The sequence below is a fragment of the Paenarthrobacter sp. NPDC092416 genome (assembly GCF_044755025.1).
GTDB lineage: Bacteria > Actinomycetota > Actinomycetes > Actinomycetales > Micrococcaceae > Arthrobacter.
Window position 1 is genome coordinate 111221 of the sequence record NZ_JBIVQG010000008.1, and the last position, 20688, is coordinate 131908.

The 20688-nt window shown below is 59.9% G+C and carries 14 protein-coding genes; 6 read left to right on the top strand and 8 right to left on the bottom strand.

Going from position 1 to position 20688, the window contains the following annotated elements:
• Positions 1-83 precede the first annotated feature (83 nt).
• The 3 genes from ACIQC5_RS15735 (at position 84) to trxA (ending at position 3414) form a co-directional block, all read left to right on the top strand.
• Entirely contained in the window at positions 84-1793 is a 1710-nt protein-coding gene (locus ACIQC5_RS15735; RefSeq protein ID WP_400284171.1) for an ABC transporter substrate-binding protein, read from the top strand.
• Between the two features lie 303 nt (positions 1794-2096).
• Entirely contained in the window at positions 2097-3053 is a 957-nt protein-coding gene (trxB, locus tag ACIQC5_RS15740) for a thioredoxin-disulfide reductase (protein WP_400284174.1), read from the top strand.
• 34 nt (positions 3054-3087) lie between these two features.
• The gene (gene trxA / locus ACIQC5_RS15745; protein ID WP_024818839.1) at positions 3088-3414 is read left to right on the top strand and encodes a thioredoxin; all 327 of its coding nucleotides are present in this window, start codon (positions 3088-3090) and stop codon (positions 3412-3414) included.
• A gap of 7029 nt (positions 3415-10443) precedes the next feature.
• On the opposite strand, the gene ACIQC5_RS15750 is transcribed toward trxA, so the two are convergent.
• The 8 genes from ACIQC5_RS15750 to rpmH form a co-directional block, all read right to left on the bottom strand.
• A complete protein-coding gene (locus ACIQC5_RS15750) occupies positions 10444-11694 on the bottom strand; it encodes a ParB/RepB/Spo0J family partition protein (RefSeq protein ID WP_400284178.1) in 1251 nt (416 codons plus the stop codon).
• 67 nt (positions 11695-11761) lie between these two features.
• Complete coding sequence (locus ACIQC5_RS15755) at positions 11762-12817, bottom strand: ParA family protein (protein ID WP_400284181.1); 1056 nt, start codon at positions 12815-12817, stop codon at positions 11762-11764.
• An 87-nt stretch (positions 12818-12904) separates the two neighbouring features.
• On the bottom strand, positions 12905-13555 hold the full coding sequence (gene rsmG / locus ACIQC5_RS15760; protein WP_400284184.1) for a 16S rRNA (guanine(527)-N(7))-methyltransferase RsmG: 651 nt from the start codon (positions 13553-13555) through the stop codon (positions 12905-12907).
• 6 nt (positions 13556-13561) lie between these two features.
• Positions 13562-14113: a protein jag gene (locus ACIQC5_RS15765; RefSeq protein WP_400284187.1), complete on the bottom strand. Its 552-nt coding sequence runs from the start codon at positions 14111-14113 to the stop codon at positions 13562-13564.
• The gene (gene yidC / locus ACIQC5_RS15770; protein WP_400284190.1) at positions 14113-15090 is read right to left on the bottom strand and encodes a membrane protein insertase YidC; all 978 of its coding nucleotides are present in this window, start codon (positions 15088-15090) and stop codon (positions 14113-14115) included. Before yidC ends, ACIQC5_RS15765 begins: the two co-directional genes overlap by 1 nt.
• 16 nt (positions 15091-15106) lie before the next feature.
• On the bottom strand, positions 15107-15460 hold the full coding sequence (yidD, locus tag ACIQC5_RS15775) for a membrane protein insertion efficiency factor YidD (RefSeq protein ID WP_400284520.1): 354 nt from the start codon (positions 15458-15460) through the stop codon (positions 15107-15109).
• A 97-nt stretch (positions 15461-15557) separates the two neighbouring features.
• Positions 15558-15968: a ribonuclease P protein component gene (rnpA, locus tag ACIQC5_RS15780; RefSeq protein ID WP_400284193.1), complete on the bottom strand. Its 411-nt coding sequence runs from the start codon at positions 15966-15968 to the stop codon at positions 15558-15560.
• 41 nt (positions 15969-16009) lie between these two features.
• The gene (rpmH, locus tag ACIQC5_RS15785; protein WP_011776797.1) at positions 16010-16147 is read right to left on the bottom strand and encodes a 50S ribosomal protein L34; all 138 of its coding nucleotides are present in this window, start codon (positions 16145-16147) and stop codon (positions 16010-16012) included.
• Between the two features lie 463 nt (positions 16148-16610).
• On the opposite strand from rpmH, the gene dnaA reads away from it, so the two are divergent.
• From dnaA to gnd, 3 genes are all read left to right on the top strand, one after another.
• The gene (gene dnaA, locus ACIQC5_RS15790; RefSeq protein WP_400284197.1) at positions 16611-18032 is read left to right on the top strand and encodes a chromosomal replication initiator protein DnaA; all 1422 of its coding nucleotides are present in this window, start codon (positions 16611-16613) and stop codon (positions 18030-18032) included.
• Positions 18033-18607: 575 nt separating this feature from the next.
• Positions 18608-19732, top strand: a complete 1125-nt coding sequence (dnaN, locus tag ACIQC5_RS15795; protein ID WP_400284523.1) for a DNA polymerase III subunit beta — start codon at positions 18608-18610, stop codon at positions 19730-19732.
• 49 nt (positions 19733-19781) lie between these two features.
• Positions 19782-20666, top strand: a complete 885-nt coding sequence (gene gnd, locus ACIQC5_RS15800) for a phosphogluconate dehydrogenase (NAD(+)-dependent, decarboxylating) (protein WP_400284200.1) — start codon at positions 19782-19784, stop codon at positions 20664-20666.
• Positions 20667-20688 lie beyond the last annotated feature (22 nt).

The window sequence follows — 20688 nt, forward strand, 5'->3', positions numbered from 1 at the left end:
GGTAGTTGCAAAAGCGGCTCAACCGGCACGCCGGGCGAGTCGCATGCAGGACCCGCAGCTCCCGGACAGCCTAGGAGGAACACGTGTCCCACCCGATCGACGTCGGATCAGTGCTTGGCGGCCGCTACAAGGTCACGGCCACCGTATTGACCTCGCATGACCAAGATCTGGTGCTCGACGGCGTGGATCAGGTCCTCAACCGCCCCGTCAGCATCCTCGTCGCTGGTCCCGGAAACGCCGACCAAGTAGCTCAAAGCGCCCGCGAAGTAGCTACGGGGGAGCGCCCGGGCCACGTCCAGATCCTGGATCTGGGCGTCAGCGACAACACTACATACCTGATCACCAACCACAGCACTGCTCCGGATCTTCTGGACCTCGTGGTCGCCACCAACCCGCCGTATGTGGAACCGTTCTTCACGGAGACCCTCGGTAGCGAAATCTTTGGCCAGGCGCGCACCTACGAGCCCGAAACGTATGACGGCCTGTACGAGGACGACGAGCACGAAGCCGAGTACATCCAGTACGACGAGAATGGCTACGCCGTTCAATCGTCGGACAACGATGCCGAGGACCAGCAGTACACGCCCGCTGCGGCTTCCAGCAACGTGCCGCCGATGCCCGCATCCAGCCCTTCATCGGCCAAGGGCGGCCTTGCTGCCAAGCTCGCCGCTGCAGCAGCGGGAGCCGGGGCGGCCAGTGCCGCTGCCGCCGCCGCGCTGAAGAACGCCGGTTCTCGAAACGCCGACGGCGGTGCTGACGCCGCGTCGGCTGGTTCCGCTGAGGCTACGTCCGGTGCCTCACGGCAAACACAGGCCGTACCTGCTTCGCCGTCTGTTCCCGCACAGCCGCCGACCCAGGCTGTCCCTGCCTCGACCACACCTGCTCAACCAGCAACTCCGCCGGCTGCCACAGCATCTGCCTCACCGACGGCTCCGGCGGCCCCGGCGGCTCCGGCGACAGAGCCCAAGGTGTCTCTGTGGTCTGAGGAAGACTATGGCTTCGCCGGGGGAGCCGCCGCCCCAGGTGGTGCAGCGTCCGGTGCTAACGACTCAGGCTACGATCGTGCGCCAACCAGCTTCCCGGCGTCGGCCGCTGTTGCCGAAGAGTACGTTGAGGAAGACGATGTTTACGAGGATGATGCGCCGGAACGTGAACCGCGGTCTTTGCGGTGGCTCGTCGGCGGCTTGCTGGCCGCAGTCCTGATCGTGGGACTTGTTCTCGCTGTTACCAACCTTGGCAGCCTTCTGCCCAGCGGTGCTCCGGCAGCAACGGACAAGACGACCGCACAGCAGCCAACAGGTACTGAGTCCGCGGAACCATCCGCCAGTGAGACCGCTGCTCCTGCAGCACCTCCGGCGATTGATGGGATTACCCGCCTCGGCGACTTCCCCTTCGCAGCAACGTTCGACAAGGATCTTCCCAAAGCCTTTGATGGCAACGCTGCGAGTTACTGGTCGGACATGGAGTTCGCGTCGGCAAACTGGGGTGGACTCTCCGAAGAGATGCCGCTGGTGGTCAAACTGAAGGAGCCGGCAGAGGTCAAGTCTGTTGTGCTGAATCAGTTGGGCGGCTCGGGCGGAAGCATCAGCGTTTTCACCAACGATCGTCCGGCGATGGATGGCGCCAAGCTCGTCGGCACCAACAGCTTTACTTCACCCGAGCTGACAATGCCGCTTGCTGCACCTACCCAGACGCAGTACGTGATCGTCGTCATCAAGGCCTTGCCCAAGCTGGCTGCCCCCAAGACGCAGTTCGGTTTCGGTCTGCGCCTGGCCGAAGTCACGGTCCAGTAGTCCAGTTTTCGGTCCGCTAACCCAACTAGGTAGCAGTAGATGCCGTTTTGGGCGCTCAGAACGGCATCTGCTGCTACCTACTTTTCGCATGTGCCTTTTGCATGTGCGCGAGGCTTTGTGACTGATGTGGCTCACGGTCATCGGGCGTCCCCGCTTCGATTGGCCGAGCCTCCAGACGGTACCCTGAATGATGGTGGGTTTTAGGCCCTCCAAATCCAACGGAATATTTGGACCGTTACGGGGGTTGAGTCAGGTGGCTGCCCCGAAAGCCGCAGCATCTACTAAGGAAGAGGTTCACGCAACGTGAGCATTGCAGAAAACAGCGCATCGCAGGTGCGTGACGTCATCATCGTAGGTTCAGGCCCCGCCGGCTACACAGCCGCCGTTTACACTGCCCGCGCTAACATGAAGCCTCTGCTCATCGCCGGTTCCGTCACTGCTGGTGGCGAGCTCATGAACACCACCGACGTAGAAAACTACCCCGGATTCCCCGACGGCATCATGGGCCCGGATCTCATGGAAAACTTCGAGAAGCAGGCTGCGCGCTTCGGCACGGAGATCCAGTTCGAGGATGTCACCGAACTCGATCTCGACGGCGACATCAAGTCGGTCACCATCGGCACGGGAGAGACCTTCCAGGCGAAGGCCATCATCCTGTCAACGGGTTCCGCGTACCGCGAGCTCGGTCTTGAGAACGAGAAGCGTCTTTCAGGCCACGGCGTTAGCTGGTGTGCAACCTGCGACGGTTTCTTCTTCAAGGACCAGGACATCGCAGTCATCGGTGGCGGCGACTCGGCCATGGAAGAAGCACTGTTCCTCACCAAGTTCGCAAAGTCAGTCACGGTAATTCACCGTCGTGACACTCTCAAGGCATCCAAGATCATGGGTGACCGCGCCCAAGCTCACGAGAAAATCAACTTCATCTGGAACACCGGTGTTGAGGACGTTCTTGGCGGAGAAAAGGTCACGGGACTCAAGCTCAAGAACCTGGTGGACGGAACCGAGTCCGAGCTCGCCGTAACAGGTGTGTTCGTGGCCATCGGCAACGATCCCCGGACCGAGCTCGTGAAGGGCAAGGTTGACCTGACGCCCGAGGGAACCATCGCCGTCGACGGCCGCAGCTCACGCACCAGCATCAAGGGCGTGTTCGCTGCCGGTGACGTCATCGACCCCACGTACCGCCAAGCCATCACGGCTTCGGGCTCCGGTTGTGTGGCCGCCCTGGACGTCGAGCACTACCTCGCAGACCTGCACTCGTAAGCTGCAACCAAGCAACCATCCGAAGGGAAGAGTTATGAGCAACGCTAAAGACGTAACCGACGCAAGCTTCAGCACGGATGTCCTGGCTTCCGAGAAGCCGGTCATCGTGGACTTCTGGGCAGAGTGGTGTGGCCCGTGCCGCAAGCTCGGTCCCATCCTCGACGAGATCTCCGTGGAGTACAGCGACAAGGTTGACGTCGTGAAGCTCAACGTTGACGACAACCCCGCCATCGCTGCCGAATACGGCATCACGTCCATCCCGGCCGTGTACCTGTTCAGCGGGGGAGAAGTTAAGAGCACTGTCATCGGCGCCAAGCCGAAGCAGTTCTTCGAAAAGGAATTCGCGGACGTCCTTTCCTAGGTCTCCTAAGACTGTCTGCCAAAGCCGGCGGTTCCAGCTCCTCGTGGAGTTGGGGCCGCTGGCTTTCTTTGTGGTTGTAGATTCACATGATGATGTTGCCGCCGGCAGCCTTCGTGGTTGCACCCGCATCTGGTGAGGTACGAGCTGTATTCCTAATTGATTTTTGTTCTACCTGGAGAGCTGCACGCCGATAATCGCCGTCTAGTTGTCATACACTTCCGAATGAATCTCTGATGGGTTGCGTAAGCGGTAAATGTTCGTGGTGTCTGCTCCTGATAGGCACTGCAAGTTCTCCCTAACTGGTGTAGGCGAAACTCGCAGCGCTCCAGCATCCCGGCCCCTCCCGCCGAACCCCCACTCACATCCCGGCCCCTCCCGCCGAACCCCCACTCACATCCCGGCCCCTCCCGCCGAACCCCCACTCACATCCCGGCCCCTCCCGCCGGCCAAGTTCAAGGGCGTCATTCGGGCAGTCATTCGGTCGGTGAGCGAGGCAAGCACCCGTCCCCAAGCGTTCACACTTCCGATCTAGCCACCAATGAGCAGATCGAACGAACGGATGAGTGAACCTAACATTTCTTCGATCAGATGAGGTTGCATGCTCGACTGACGCAGCATCACTACGTTCCAAGGCGAGAGACTATTGCAGCCATAAGAGGGGCAGCAGTACATCGTCCCTGAGCGCATTCCCTAGCGTGGTTTCACGTGAAACGCCCTTCCCATCCGCCGCCTTCCTCGGCCGACTCTGTTTCACGTGAAACATGCGACATTTGCTGATCGGAAACACTCATCCAGGGACTGCCCTGCGCTCCAGCGTCTTCTCATTTCCGAGCCTTCTGCGCTTAGATGTGGCGGGCAACTTCGGAACGCCAAAGGGAAGAACCACAAAATACGGGCCGCCAGGCCCGCCTTCCCTAGACTACGCACAACCCCAACCACCGGGGACTCCCGATTGCGGGCACGTAACTCGTCAGTCTGCGGTCACACACGAGATTGGGTGGAAAAGGTGTCGACGATCGATCTCGCCGTCTATAACAGGCATCCCACCGTTGCAACTGCAGATGTTCATTCGTCGGGATAGTCGAAAGTCCGTTGGAAATGCCACTCTTGCCAGGATCTACGTTGCACTCAACCGCCCTTGATGAGCTCCTATGAGCTCCTTAGAGGCCAAACGGACGCGTGGGGCAGCCGTGCCCGCCGGGACCGCTGCGGCCCGTGAGACTGCCCGCCAGACTGCCCGCCAGATCCTACGGGGCATCGTCGTCCCCGGGAGGCGAAAGTTCCACCCTGATATCAGCAATGTGGTTCGAAGGCACTGCAGCCCATTCTTAGGGCAAACCTCGGTCATCCCGTCCCGTTGGCCTCTTCCGTCTCAGCCGAAAGCGCTTTGTGCTTCTTCTCGGGTGTCGACCGTTAGCTATGGTTACCTACTCGGCTCAAGTCCACAATGCCGCCGGACGATTCCTGGAACTGGCAGGTCTTTCGGACCTCCGTGCCGCCAGAAACGTGTCTGTCAGGAACGATATCCAGCGAAGAGCGTGAAGACTAGGAGAATTCGACAGTCTCGAAGAGAGACTGCAGAAAAGCGGACAGTCAAAGCCTCTGTCGCAAGCACGGTCGTATTCCAGGGCGTTGAGGCCCACCGTGGTATTCAGACGATGGTGGCATTCCAGATCCAAGCAACGACATTGGCCAAAGGGTCGCTGGAGGATCCGGTTCGGCGCCGGTCGAGATTGGTTTCGCGATTCCATGTAGATGCACGTAAGGACTACGGGGGAGTCAACGGCTTCCGCCGCTGACGAGTCTTTGAACCCCATGCCAACAGTCCTGCCACGCATGGACGGGCTCCCGTTAGCGGTCGGAGCCCTTTCCTCGCGAAGTCTCGTACGCACGCGTTCAGTCTGCGGTCACGCAGCCCCTGATCCCCAACCTCTGAGCCACTTTTGGACTGATTTCAAGGTGTCAGCCACCCGCAGCGTCTGATGAACTTCACTCCCACTGTCATTCACTGTTCCTCAGCCACCCCCTGCGGAGTCCCCGAAGGGCCTGGCGGTCCGGCAAAGCCTTTCACGCATTCTTCGACCGCGTGACGTCCAGTGAGCAGACTGTGGTCGAGCACCCAGGCATGCACTCGCTGCCTCCCACACGCGACGCTCTAACGGCACTCGTTAGGAAATACACCATTTTGGTCTGAGCTGGTTGGAGTTCGCCTGCTGGCTCGGCGAGTGTGTGCTGCTGTTCGTTTCACGTGAAACACTTCCAAGCATAGTTCTGGTGGATCGTTGGCAGCCCACAGCACAATTATGGACAAGTGCCGATACCCGCCTCAGCCCTCGAACCGAAGTAGCTTCGCAACGTAGCAATGGGGGAGCTGCTGGGGCGTACTCCCTACACGCGGCAACACTATAGCCGTAAAGGAAACGTTCGCTCCACAGAACGCAAGATCCATACTGGCCCTGGCCGGACGTGCAGGTGCGCATCGCCCAGGGTCCCCGACGATGCTAACCACTAGCCGTGGCCGACAGCCGGTGTGATTGATGTCGGAAACAACTCATCAGTCCCAGAAGAGCTGCGTTTGCCTCCGGCCCCGACCTAGGGCTTCCCGCAACTCACTCGTGGGTCTCACCCGAAAGGTGGCAACTCCCCAGCCTGGATCACGCGAACTGGCCGAATCCGGTGCACGCTCCCGGACCCGGCGATCCGTTTCACGTGAAACATCCAAACCGAGACACCGCCCATGGGGTTCCACCTTGCGTTGATTCAGACCTGACGTGCCGTCTCGTGCGAATACGGGTCTGCCCACCAGACGGCGCGAACCTGAGTGCGTGTTCCCGGCGATGTCCGTGCAGCCGCAGTCCCTCGTTGGTGTTCCAGAGAAGAGCGCCACTCTGTCGATCCAAAACATACTGACGTTGATGCAGTACTCACTGCTGACTTCCGCGAGCTGATCGGTGACGTCAGGCACGCTCCAGTATGGGGACGCCGATGAGAGTCTCGATGTCTCTTTCATGGACTCCAGAACCCCTAACCCTGGGCAGCCATCGGGCGGGCATCGTACAAGCTCGCACACGTCAAACATCGGATCATGTCCCGACGCGAGGGGGTGCGATACTCCGGCATATTGCTCTGGAGTGATGTCCGTGCGGGCCCTCGCCATCCGCAAACATGACTGACCGCGATTCAGTCACCACTCCTAGGGAAGCCAGACAGCTTCAGCGCATTGAGCCTAATCTCCCGCAGGGCAACGTCGCACTCTTCGCGCCACCATTCCCGTCGCTTGTGGAGTTGCCGGACTTATGCCTCGGGTGCCCTCCACGCACACGCATGCCGTCGTGAGATTAATCTCAGACAATTACCCACAGGACTTATCCCCAGAGTTATCCACAGTCATATCCACATGGTGGTCCGAGCCACGGATCGACATCACAGGAAGAGCGTCATCGCCTGTGATGCTGTTTCGGAAACGGCGATCTCCGCACGCGACGCCGACCGCTAGGAGATGATTGCGGACGCCACGTCAAAACACCGGAAATCATTCGTTTTCCGCGTCATATGACAAAAAATGAGTACCCACCGCGCGTCTTAGCGATGTTTCACGTGAAACACATCAGCGAATCGCGGATGCCGGAACCGCACGCCGCGCAGAGGCCCCACTGACCCACCTTGATAGAAGTCCGTGGATCGCAATATCCACAAAGTTATCCCCAGCGATATCCACAGGCTTATCCACCGCCCTATTCGCAAAAGTCAAATCCTTATCCTGCCTCCGCGGCCCTCTTCCACGGCAGGCGACCACAAGAGTCTCCCGTCCGTTTCACGTGAAACAGGCGCCCCTAAGGGACAAGCCGTTCGGCGCCTTCCGGTCCACGGCCATCTCGACAAGTGTCACATCCGCCGCTGACACGCTCACTGACCATGAAGTGCTGAATGTCGCGAAGTCCCGCAAGGGCTTTCGTGATCCACGCAGTTCGCGCGGCAGGGACGGACAGGTGTACAACATCAGATCAATGTCGATGAGGCACGTGAGTCGAAGGCTAGAACGCACGCCGCAGCAAACGAGAGGGGCCCCGCGCGCTCATCCATACACCCAAACCAGACAGGCCCACGGCATGGAGGAGAAGCGGCCAGGGAAGTCGAGCATAGGCCCGTCTCAGGGTCGCCCCAGAGCACGTCACTCCCACGTCAGACACAGTCCTTTGCACAGCAGCTTCAGGAGAGAATGGCCGTGGCGCGGGAGTCAAAGGATCGCGGGGTTGGGAGCACAACTTCGGAGCAGTTCGGACTGCGCCCCTGGACTGCAGCAGACCGAGGTAGGCGGGGGGTTGCTAGGCGGTGATGCCAGCGCAACCCCACGTCCCTGCTCCGTGACGACGGCTCTGTCCAATGTTGAAGCTCGTCCGTCCAGCGCTTTGTCCGCCAGCTACCAACGTCGCCTTATGGATCCCCGATGGGGCACGGGGGACTGAGCTCCCCATCGCTGTATCCCAGATGACTCTGGAGACAGACCTCGCTCTGATTTCCCACTCATAACCGCAGCCTCGACCACCCTTTGGCGCCAACACATATGGTCGGAGAGACTGTCCGATGAGGCGGGATGAATGCCGCATTTCTGATTCCCGACGCCGCCCTGCACGAGAGACGGACAGTAGCCCAGTGTTGAGAGGCGAGCGAAGGTTTGGTCATTTCCAGCCACCTGCGACAGTGTGCTATTCAAGGTCGCCGGCGCCCCCGCACACCGCAGACCGCAGACCGCAGACCGCAGACCACGCAAGGTCTTCGAGGCCACCTGCTGTACCTGGACGACCCGGTCCAGGCCACGGGTCGTTGCCATCTTCATTTCCTTGTGACATGGGCCGGAATGGTTCCTCGACGCCGACTCGGTTCGTGGCCAGGCAAGTCGGTCGATGGACTGGGGGGAATTGAACCACCGTCCGCTGTCGTTGTCCCCAGTCGCTGCCCGGTACTACCTGCGCAAAGCATCCTTGACCTCATGTCCAGAAACAGCTTCTGTCGTGTCGCATGTGGATGCACGGTAGCTCAAGCACCGGAGTTCACCTGTAGGGGCAGCTTGCAGACAGGCACGTTTGATCATCGTATGAGCATTCAAACTCACGTCGGTTGGAATTTGGGACGATGCGCTAACCGCTAGGGCAGGGCAGGAGTCTACATAGCGATCCTCATTGACGTTCCGTACTCAGCATTGGGAACTGTGCAGCTCGAACTGCTGCAGTCTGCGACCTGTGAAGCACCACTACCGGCAATTGGAGCCGGACGGAGTGCCGACCACCTTTCGGAAGCCTGGTATCCGCTAGATCATTGGTCAGATGCTGGTGGGGCCCCGGGCTGACGTCTTCGCTACCTTGGCGCAGTTGATTGCGACAACGCTCACCACAAGTCCTAGTCCAGGAAAGTACGTCATTAGGAACGAGACCCCCCGACTAGAGATCCTGACTCCGAGAAGGCTCCTAGGGAGAAGAGAATCAGGCCTTCGGTCAGTCTGCGCTGAAACCACCAGAAATGGAAAGCCGGCATCGCACTGTCTCGTATGTATCCGCCTCAGGGAATCTGAAATAGTTTGATATCGTTCCAGTCAGCCCCGATGGCCCGGGTAGGCGTCCATCCTTTATGTTTCACGTGAAACATCCGCTCGGAAACACATCATCATTGGTCAAAATGGGCTGTGCTCCTCTGCCCGAATTGCCAGCATGGGACCACCTGCCTACGCGTTTCACGTGAAACAAACGCTCACAGGGCATGAGGCGTTGTAGTGCCCATATATCCAAGACCCGCCTAGACTCCAAAAATGTCCGCCAAGCCCCAGCACGGCAAGACGCCAGAATCACGCAGTCCACATGTTCCAGGGGGCTTAGTTCCTACAGCCGGCAGCGAGAACCGGGCATCGATATGCGCAGGGGATAGTTCAGTGCAGGAAAGCCAAAAGGCTCCGCGATACGGATTAAACAGGCCAATTCTTCGCCCGTTTAGGGTCATCAAAACCATGGAACGAACTCCACGGCCTCGAAGTGGCAGTGCCAGTGGGAGATTTCATCCGTAAGGTTCGTTTCACGTGAAACGAAGAATCCAAAGCCGCAGATGATACAGAAGCACGGTATAGCGCCATAGTGCGGGACAATCCATTGCCGTAGAGGAAGAACGATGCATCAATTGTCCTAACTCAGAATCGGCAGGCCAGCCGGCCGCCCAACTACAAGACCCATGCCTCGGAGATCCAAACGACGCATACTCAACGCGTAGAAGGTAGAAAGTCTGCGTACTACGGCCGGCGCACCGACTGCCGGTCAAAGTTCCAGGGGTGTTGGCGGGACCTCAGCCACACCGCCACGCCACCACGCCACCACGCCTAACCCAGGCCTACCGCGGTCGCGAATCGACAGCGCCTACGCGGGCCAATGAACGCTGGGGGCGACCATGAGCTCACTGCGGCTCCCTGGCATATCGGACCGTGCAGGGAACGCTACGCGGGCGGCAGGACGCCGCTGACGTCCAACCAGGCCCTTTTTGCCTGTCCGATGCCCAAGAACATCATCGAGAGTAAGGACTGCACTCCACGCCAAGCACAGTTGGGTGCCAGCGGGCATCAAACAGCGCCGTACTTCAGGGCCTGGATACACGGTCGCGCAAACTAGAGTACGGCTGAGATAGCGGATATTGGCGCTAACCGTCACGAAGCCGGACTAAGCCGAACGGAGCCCACGCCTCTAAGCCGGAGGCACGGCCCTAGCCGGAAGCCACGGCAGAATGAGCCAGGATCGGTCAGATTTGGCTCCCCGGACCGTTGACGGGGCGACGCCACCGGCCAGAACCACGCCGACGCCACAAGATGCATGAGCGTTTCACGTGAAACTGCCTGCAGAGAGTCGACCGTCCACAGCAAAGGAGACGGAATCTGGCAAGAACCGCGTGGTCAAGAAGACGCCGCCAGCTCGTCGGCGATAGCAATCGAGTCCAGGGCAACAAAAATGGGGCTTGCTCCCACGGAGCAAACCCCATTCAGTTGGTCATCAAGTACTAACCCTCAGCGCTCGGACTCAATACATCCATGATTCGGTTAAGGTCTTCAACACTGGCAAATTCGATGCTCACGCGGCCTTTGCGGGCACCCAAAGTGATCTTCACGTTGGTGTCCAGGCGATCGGAGAGGGACGAAGCCAAGTAATCCAGTCGCTCATGCCGTGCGTTCGGCTTGGGGATTGCATTCTTCGCGGGCTCAGCGGGGTCCTGATACAGAGCTACTGCCTCTTCAGTCGCCCTCACGGACATACCCTCTGCAACAATCTTCTGGGCAAGGCGTTCCATAGCAGCGGCGTCAGGCAATGCCAGGAGTGCTCGCGCGTGGCCGGCCGACAGGACGCTTGCTGCAACCCGGCGCTGGACCAGCGGTGGCAACTTCAGAAGGCGGAGGGTGTTGGAAACCTGGGGGCGCGATCGGCCAATGCGGTCGGCCAATTGTTCGTGCGTGGTTCCAAAGTCCTCGAGAAGCTGCTGGTAGGCAGCTGCCTCTTCCAAAGGATTCAGCTGGCTGCGGTGGAGGTTCTCCAGCAGGGCATCACGGAGAAGGTCGTCGTCGGTGGTGTCACGGACGATCGCGGGGATCGTTTCCAAGCCGGCAGCCTGAACTGCACGCCAACGGCGTTCACCCATGACCAGCTCGTACGGTTCTCCACCCTTTTCGGTTGAAGTGCGTACAACAATTGGCTGTAGGACTCCGATTTCCTTGACGGAGTGGACCAACTCGGCCATGTCGTCTTCATCGAAGACGGACCGTGGCTGTTTGCGGTTCGGGTGGATGTCCGTCACCGGAATTTCGGCGAACCTGGCACCCGGAACCTCAACCAGTTCCACCTCTGGAGCAGAGGGAACCGAAGATGCGGTCGCCAAAGCAGCAGAAGCGTTCTTGCTGGAGGTTCGCTTGGACGCGGGCTTCGCAGCAGCTACGTCGTCGCCACCGGAGTCGCCATCGGAGTCGCTTTCGGAGGCGGCAGCAGTCGTTGTCTTCGCGGGACTCTTGGCCGGAGGCTTGACCGCAGGTGTCTTCGCAGCACCACGGGGCGCAGCCGCTGCGACACTCGGCGACTTAGGAGAAGCGTCAGTAACCGCGTCCTCGACAGGGACCTCGACCGAAGGCTCAGCCGTCTTTCGTGCTTCCGGGAAGAACAGATCCACAGGACGGGACGGTACAGCCCCATTTCCCTGTGCCGCGGCGGAACTAGGGATGAGAGCCCCAAGACCCCTGCCCAGGCCCCTTCGCTTTTCGCTCATTGATTCATCCCTCCGGTGGAATAGCCGAGCACGGACCTGCTCAGGCTGTTGCAGTGTTTCAAAGATTCTAGCGTTCAGCGATCTCGGCCGCGGCTTCCATGTAGGACAACGCGCCGCTCGACGAAGGATCGTAAGTCATGACCGTCTGCTGGTAGCTTGGCGCTTCAGAAATACGCACGGACCGCGGGACCACGGCACCCAGGACCTGCTGAGGGAAGTGTTGCCGGACCTCCGAGGCAACCTGGGCAGCCAGGTTGGTTCGGCCGTCATACATGGTCAACAGGATCGTCGAGACAACCAGGTCAGCGTTCAGGTGCTTCTGGATCATCTCAATGTTCTTGAGCAGCTGGCTCAAGCCTTCCAGGGCGTAGTACTCGCACTGAATGGGGATAAGTACCTCGCTGGCTGCACAGAAGGCGTTGACCGTCAGCAAGCCCAAGCTCGGCGGGCAATCGATGAAGATGAAGTCCAGCCTGCCCTCGCCGTGCTTCTCGCGTTCCTTCGCGTAGACGTCGATGGCCCTGCGGAGGCGCTGCTCCCGGGCAACCAAGGAGACCAGTTCGATCTCGGCGCCGGCCAGGTGGATGGTAGCCGGAGCGCAGATGAGGTTGGGGATGTCCGGGCAAGGAGCCACAACATCCTTCAAGGGGAGGTCGTTGATCAGTACGTCGTAGATGCTGTCGACATCCGCGTGATGCTCGATCCCCAGCGCCGTCGAGGCATTTCCCTGCGGGTCGATGTCGATAACCAGAACGTTGAGGCCCGCGGAGGCGAGGGCAGCCGCGATGTTCACGGTGGTGGTGGTCTTGCCAACCCCACCCTTCTGGTTGGAAACCGTGAAGATACGGGTGCGCTCCGGTTTGGGCAACTCGCGACCCACCAGACGCTCGCGTCGACGGGTCTCGTTGGCGAGCTGGCGTGCGATGGGGCTTGAATCGTCGATGGAGTCCATCACATTCTGCACGTCGTCCAAAAGAGTTTCACGTGAAACAGCAGCATCATCAACCGAATTCGTGCGCACAATCGCTGACTGAAGAGACGCCGAGGGTGCGGCCATGGCCCGCGCGGACCCCAAAGACATAAACGGGGGGATCCGCTGCGTGGAGGTTTCGCTACTGCCCACTGGTCACACTCTCACTCTCATTCGGCGCTTGCTGCCGTTCTCTAGCCTAACCGCTCAGCCGCCGACACGCGGGAAAGCAAACGACGACTAAGCAGTCTTTCCGGGCTTGTTGACGATGATCCTCACCACGGTGGTGGGTTCCTCCAAAAGCTCCTGTCCACAAACAACAACGGACGTCTCCACGCCGCCTAGCTTGCGGATGACCTTCTTGGCCTTCTCAATTTCTTCAGCCGCACTGCGGCCCTTGATGGCCACGACTTCACCACGGCCGTTCAACAAAGGAATGGTCAATCCAGCAAGGTTGGACAGCGCCGAAACAGCCCTGGCCGTGACGACGTCGGCGTCCACCAAACCCACGGCGAGCTCAGCCCGTGTACGCATGATAGTGACGTTGTCCAAGCCAAGGTCGTCCACGACTTCCTGAAGCCAAATGACGCGGCGTTCCAGTGGTTCGATCAACGTCAGCTCCAGATCCGGGCGCGCAATGGCCAGGCACAGCCCAGGCAGTCCCGCGCCGGATCCAACATCCGCTACATGACTGTCCTTGGCAATGGCGGACTCAATAACCGCACAGTTCAGGACGTGGCGGCTCCACAGACGCGGGATCTCCCGCGGCCCAATCAGGCCCCGCTCGGTTCCCGACGTCGCCAGGTGCTCCACATATCGCTTGGCGAGATCCAGACGCTCACCAAAGATCTTCTCTGCTGCCTGCAGCTCAGCTGCGGTGATTTCAACCATGATCCGTTAGTCAGCCGAAACCACGATGTGGCGGCCAGCGCCTTCGCCTTCGGACTCGGAAACGAATCCGAGGTCAGCGACGGCGTCGTGAACGATCTTGCGCTCGTAGGCGCTCATCGGTTCTAGGGCAACGGTCTCGCCGGTCTCCTTGACCTTGGCAACAGCGTCTTCGGCGATCTGCTGGAGGACGCCGGCACGTTCCTTGCGGTAGCCGTTAATGTCCAAGACCAGGCGTGAACGGTTTTCCGTGGCGGAAAGAACCGACAAGCGAGCGAGTTCCTGCAGTGCCTCAAGGACTTCGCCGTCACGGCCAACCAGGCTGTCCAAAGCGGCGGACTCTTCGTCGGCGCCGATGGAGATGTAGGTACGTCCGTTACGAACCTCAATGTCGATGTCACCGTCGATATCAGCGATATCAAGAAGTTCCTCGAGGTAGTCGGCTGCGATGTCGCCTTCCTCTTCCAAGCGGCTGGCGGTCTTGGACTGCGTCTCCTCTTGGACGTCGTCCTGGTCCCCGGTCACGGCGGTGGTTACTTCTTCAGTGCTCTCAGCAGACATTACTTCTTCTTCCTGTTCTTACGTTGTGGCTGGACGCGCTGGGCCTTGATCTCCGCGGCAGCAGCGGCTGCAGCCTCGGCTTCAGCGGCGGCGTCGGCGCTCTTTTTGCCACCCAGCAGCGGCGGCAGGCCCTTGGCAGCGCGGCGTTCCTCCAGTGCCTTGGCGGCAGGGGAACCCGGGGTGGGCATGCGGCGGATGACGAAGAACTGCTGGCCCATGGTCCAGAGGTTGGTGGTGGTCCAGTAGATGAGGACACCGATCGGGAAGTTGATGCCGCCGATGCCGAACACCAGCGGCAGGATGTAGAGCATCATCTTCTGCTGGCGCATGAACGGGCTGGCCAAGGCTTCTTCAGACATGTTCTTGGCCATGATCTGCTTCTGCGTGATGAACTGCGAAGCGGTCATGGCGAGGATCATGACGATGGACAGGGTCCAAACAGCGACCTCGTTGCCACCAGCGCCACCGTGCAGCAGCGACGCTGACAGGGGCGCACCAAAGATGCTCGAGGAATCGAACTGAACCACCTGCTGGTGGCTCATGGCACCGATTCCCTCGCCCTCGTTACGGGCTGCAGTGATGCCGGACAGCACCTGGAACAGCGCGAAGAAGAACGGCATCTGGATCAGCATCGGCAAACAAGCCGAGAAAGGGTTGGTGCCGTGCTTCTTGTACAGCGCCATCTGCTCCTGGGCCATGGCCTGGCGGGACAGCTGATCAGTCTTGCCCTTGTACTTGGTCTGAAGTTTCTTCAGGTCCGGCTGCAGCAGCTGCATACCCCGCTGTGCTTTGATCTGCTTGACGAACACAGGAATCAGGGCGGCACGGATCACCAACACGAGGCCGATGATGGACAAAGTCCACGTCCAGCCGTTCGCGGCGGGCAGGCCAATGAAGCTCAGTCCCTCGTGGAAGCCAACCATGATGATTGACACCAGCCACTTGAACGGAAACATGATTGTTTCAAAGAAGTCCATACGATATCCCTATTCGTTAGGCCGCCGAGCGGCCTTCTTCATCAGCCTGAGCAGCCAGGAACTGGTCCGGATTGTTCAGTACAACAATTGTGGGCGTCCGGCCTTCGGGCCAATGACGATGGCCAGCGGGGACATGGTCCACTCCACCAGCATTCCAAGGATGGCATTTGGCAAGCCTTTTGGCTGCAAGCCAGCTCCCCTTCACGGCGCCATGCACCGTCACTGCTTCCAAGGCATAGGCCGAGCAGGAGGGAAAGAATCGGCATACCTGGCCGTACAGGGGCGAGACGACCTTGCGGTACGTCTTCAGCAAAAGAATCAGGATGTTCCGGGGCAGGTTCCAGAGGAACGTACCGATCACCACGGCCAGGTTTCCAGGCGGAACTTCGCCGGATGCGTCGCCGGAGGCGGAGGGTTCACCAGAGGCCGACGGGTCACCAAAGGAAGGAACGACGGCGGTGCTTATGTCATGCACGCGGTGTCCCTTCCGTTGTGGTGCCGTTGCGATCCGGCGAGGCTTTGGGTGGAGCAGAGCCACCCAGTCGCTTCGTCGTCACTGCCAATGCGGCGTTGTAGTCCGAGAGCAGTTGCTCCCAGCTGGCAGATGCAGCTGCAGGCAACGCCCGGACCACCACCGCCAGGCCGGTTCCATGCGTGTGCAAGGACAGTGCGCCTGCTTCTCTCAGTCTCCTCTTAACGAGGTTCCTGGTCACGGCGTTCCCGACGGCTTTGGAGACAATGAAGCCGATTCGACTCGGCTCCCCGGCCTCGATAGAGGCCGTATATAACACTAAGTTCCGGCGTCCATTGCGGACGCCGGAACGTACAGTTGTTGAAAAGTCGGTAGACGTCCGCAGACGGTTAGGGGTGGCTAGCACCGTCGAACCCGCAAAAAGACCCTGACCGACAAGTCAGTTATTTACGCCGACAGTTCGACGCGGCCCTTGCCGCGACGGGCAGCCAGGATGGCGCGGCCGGCACGGGTGCGCATACGAAGGCGGAAGCCGTGCTTCTTGGCCCGACGGCGGTTATTCGGCTGAAAAGTCCGCTTGCTCACGTTAGTTACTCCAGTGGATCAAAGGTGCGCCCACCCGATCAAAAGGGGAAGAACTGGCCGACGCTAAGTTTTGTATGTGTCTGCCGCCGTTGCCAACCGCACGCTGAACGCACGGAGATACAACTGATCATAAAAGCGGACACAAAGGACTTCACAACGTTAGGCCAAAAAGGCACCCACAGTCAAACCGGGAGCCTCTCGCAAGTCTATCCACAGCTGTGCCCAACCGTTGTTCGCAGCCTGTGGATGAAGTGGCTCACAGGCCCGTTTCGAGAACAACAACGGTGTAATTATCCACAGGCAACTTCCCAGCTATCTTCTGGCGATTTCATCCCCTAGAGTGGCTCAGTAGCCCATTGTCCACCCGCTGTGTATAACTCTGTGGATTATCGCCCAGAACAACGCCGCCGGAGAGACTTCGGCTGCCAGCAACGCCGGCAAGCAAGTATTTAGGAACTGATTGATGACAGTAGACGAAGCAAACCACGCCAATACTGTCGGAAGTTCCTGGCGCAGGGTGCTGAGCCTCTTGGAGCAGGACGACCGGGTAACACCCCGTCAGCGTGGCTTCGTCATCCTCGCCCAGGCGCAGGGCCTGATCGGTTCCACCCTCCTGGTGGCCGTCCCCAACGAGCTCACCCGCGAGGTCCTGCAGACCCAGGTCAAGGACGCCCTCGACGACGCCCTCCGGAATGTCTTCTCGGACGATATCCGCTGCGCGATTGACGTCGACACCGATTTGGTACCAGTCCACGCAGAGCCGGAACCCGCCGTCGAACTTTCCTCGGTCCCTGACTTGGCCGCAGAGCCAAAGCCACAACCGACGCCACCCAGCACCTCACATGAGTTCGGCCGGCTGAACCCGAAGTACATTTTCGACACTTTCGTGATCGGTTCGTCGAACCGATTCGCCCATGCGGCCGCAGTGGCAGTTGCCGAAGCTCCTGCCAAGGCATACAACCCGCTGTTCATCTACGGCGACTCGGGTCTGGGCAAGACGCACCTGCTGCACGCGATCGGTCACTACGCCCGCCGGCTCTACAGCGGCATCCGCGTCCGCTACGTCAACTCGGAAGAGTTCACCAACGACTTCATCAACTCCATCCGCGATGACGAAGGCACCAGCTTCAAGACCACGTACCGCAACGTGGATGTGTTGCTGATTGACGACATCCAGTTCCTGGCCGGCAAGGATCGCACGCAGGAGGAGTTCTTCCACACGTTCAACGCCCTCCACAACGCCAACAAGCAGGTTGTCATCACCTCCGACCAGCCGCCCAAGATGCTTGCCGGCTTCGAGGACCGTATGACGTCGCGCTTCGAATGGGGCTTGCTGACGGACATCCAGCCACCGGAACTGGAAACGCGCATCGCGATCCTTCGGAAGAAGGGCCTCAGCGAAGGTCTTTCGGCACCGGACGACGCCTTGGAGTACATCGCGTCCAAGATCTCCAGCAACATCCGCGAACTGGAAGGCGCCCTGATCCGCGTCACGGCGTTTGCCAGCCTTAACCGCCAGCCGGTGGACGTGGCCCTCGCCGAAATGGTGCTCAAGGACCTGATCACGGACGACGGCGCCCAGGAAATCACTGCGAAGCAGATCCTTGACCAGACGGCCGACTACTTCAAGCTCAGCATGGAAGAGCTCTGCAGCAAGTCCCGCACACGCACCTTGGTGACGGCCCGTCAGATCGCCATGTACCTCTGCCGCGAGCTGACCGACATGTCTTTGCCGAAGATCGGCCAGGAGCTCGGCGGCCGCGACCACACCACGGTGATCCACGCAGATCGCAAGATCCGTGAGCTGATGGCTGAACGTCGTGTGATTTACAACCAAGTCACCGAGCTCACCAACCGCATCAAGCAGCAGCAGCGAGACTCCTAAATCCACATCGGGGCGCGCACTACATACCTTATTAACAGGTGCATGTGGATAAGCCTGTGGATACTTAAGGGGACAAGCGCGGTTAATGGGCTTAAAACCCTTAAGCCGTCTGTGGATCGTTAAAAACCGCCCTGGGAGTTGTCCCCATCCACACCCTGTTTAAAACCCAGTTAACGCACAGTCCATGAACAGGGCTTAACCGCGGAACGGCGCGGCGAGAGCCGGTTATCCACAGTTTCCACAGCAGTTATTAACACTACGAATCCCAAAAAATTGAAATCCCTCAAATAACAATCTCGTTGTGCCACCCACCGGACCTGCCATCGGCAGACCAATCAGCCGGGCGAGTGGTCAGCCTGCGGCTGTCCACATAGGCGGGGTTCGGACAATCGGGGATGGGTTAATCGCGGATCTTCCGGCTAAGCTGTCAGCAGCGCTCCCATCCTCGGGTCTGTTGTGTAGTTCGTTGAGTGCGGACCATGCAGGTTCCTGAGTTGGATCGCGAAATTTTGGTGGGTTCCAAGCAGGAATCCGCAGCTACACCTGGCAGCAGCAATGAAAGGCGGCACCCTTCCGTGAAGTTCAGAGTCGACCGCGACGTCCTGGCAGAAGCCGTTACGTGGACCGCGCGGTCGTTGTCTCCGCGGCCGCCCGTTCCAGTGCTTTCCGGTCTCCTCCTCAAAGCCGAGGCGGGAACCGTAAGCCTCTCGAGCTTTGACTACGAGACCTCGGCACGTTTGGAGATCCCTGCAGACATCACCACAGAGGGCACGATTCTTGTGTCCGGACGTCTCCTGGCGGATATTTGCCGTAGCCTGCCTTCCGCCCCGGTTGAGGTTGAGACTGATGGCAGCAAAGTCACTCTCACGTGCCGTCGAAGCAGCTTCCACCTCGCCACGATGCCCGAGTCTGAGTACCCGGCTCTTCCGGCGTTGCCGGAAATTAGCGGTACTTTGCCGGGCGACTCCTTCGCGCAGGCCGTTTCCCAGGTGATCATCGCCGCCAGCAAGGACGACACCTTGCCAATCCTCACCGGTGTGCGCATGGAAATCGAAGATGACTTGATCACCCTTCTCGCAACCGACAGGTACCGGCTCGCCATGCGCGAAGTGCCGTGGAAGCCCGTCACCCCCGGGATTTCCACCAGTGCCCTGGTCAAGTCGAAGACCCTCAACGAGGTCGCGAAGACTCTCGGCGGCAGTGGTGACATCAACCTCGCCCTCGCAGACGACGATAGCCGCCTCATTGGCTTCGAAAGCGGTGGACGCACCACCACTTCGCTGCTGGTTGACGGCGATTACCCGAAGATCCGCTCGCTCTTCCCGGATTCCACGCCGATCCACGCTACGGTTCAGACCCAGGAACTCGTTGAAGCTGTTCGCCGCGTGTCCCTCGTAGCTGAACGCAACACCCCTGTCCGGCTCGCCTTCACTCAGGGCTTGCTGAACCTAGACGCCGGTACCGGCGAAGACGCGCAGGCGTCCGAGGAACTCGAAGCGCAGTTGTCCGGCGAGGACATCACCGTGGCCTTCAACCCGCACTACTTGGTAGAGGGCCTGAGCGTCATCGAAACCAAATTCGTGCGTTTCTCGTTCACCACAGCTCCCAAGCCGGCCATGATCACGGCCCAGGCTGAGGCAGATGGCGATGACCAGGGCGACTACCGCTACCTCGTGATGCCGGTTCGACTGCCCAACTAACCAGCCTGCCAACCAGCCACCTCCACCAGCGCAGAAAAGAGTTCACGCCGTGCACATCGGACTGATCGGCCTTGGCAAAATGGGTTTCAACATGCGCGAACGCATGCGGAACGGCGGTATTGAGGTCACTGGCTTCGACCGCAACCCGGACATCACGGACGTGTCGTCCGTGGACGAGCTCATTGCTGCGCTTCCGACTCCACGGCTGGTCTGGGTCATGGTGCCGTCCGGCGAGATCACGGACGCCGTTGTGACTGAACTTGGCGGGAAACTCAGCCCGGGCGACCTGGTGATCGACGGCGGTAACTCGCGTTTCACGGAAGACCAGAAGCACGCTGCTGCCCTCGCCGAAAACGGCATCCGCTTCGCTGATTGCGGCGTTTCCGGTGGCGTTTGGGGCCTGCAAAACGGTTACGGGTTGATGGCCGGTGGCAGGGATGAAGACATTGAGCTGGCGATGCCCGTGTTCGATGCCCTGCGTCCCGAGGGCGAACGTGCCGACAGCTTTGTCCACGTTGGCGGCGTCGGTGCAGGTCACTACGCCAAAATGGTCCACAACGGCATAGAGTACGGCCTCATGCAGGCCTACGCCGAAGGCTACGAACTGCTGGCCGCCAAAGACATCGTGACGGACCTCCCGGGAACCTTCCGGGCCTGGCAAAAAGGTACCGTTGTGCGGTCATGGCTCTTGGACCTCATGGTCAAGGCACTCGACGAAGATCCCGGCCTGGCCTCGATCGACGACTACGTGGAAGATTCAGGCGAAGGCCGCTGGACAGTTGAAGAAGCGATCGCCAACGCCGTGCCGGCTCCTGCCATCACGGCCGCATTGTTCGCCCGCTTTGCTTCCCGCGAAGATAACTCACCGGCCATGAAGATGGTCTCGGCGCTGCGTCACCAATTCGGCGGACACGCCACCCGTCCGGCCAACTAGGCCGCAGGAGTCCAGCAAACGG

Bases quoted from the DNA above. Each gene is read 5' to 3' on its own strand.
- trxA (WP_024818839.1), top strand. From the start codon at position 3,088: ATGAGCAACGCTAAAGACGTAACCGACGCAAGCTTCAGCACGGATGTC.
- ACIQC5_RS15750 (WP_400284178.1), bottom strand. From the start codon at position 11,694: ATGAGCGAAAAGCGAAGGGGCCTGGGCAGGGGTCTTGGGGCTCTCATC.
- rsmG (WP_400284184.1), bottom strand. From the start codon at position 13,555: ATGGTTGAAATCACCGCAGCTGAGCTGCAGGCAGCAGAGAAGATCTTT.
- ACIQC5_RS15765 (WP_400284187.1), bottom strand. From the start codon at position 14,113: ATGTCTGCTGAGAGCACTGAAGAAGTAACCACCGCCGTGACCGGGGAC.
- yidC (WP_400284190.1), bottom strand. From the start codon at position 15,090: ATGGACTTCTTTGAAACAATCATGTTTCCGTTCAAGTGGCTGGTGTCA.
- dnaA (WP_400284197.1), top strand. From the start codon at position 16,611: ATGACAGTAGACGAAGCAAACCACGCCAATACTGTCGGAAGTTCCTGG.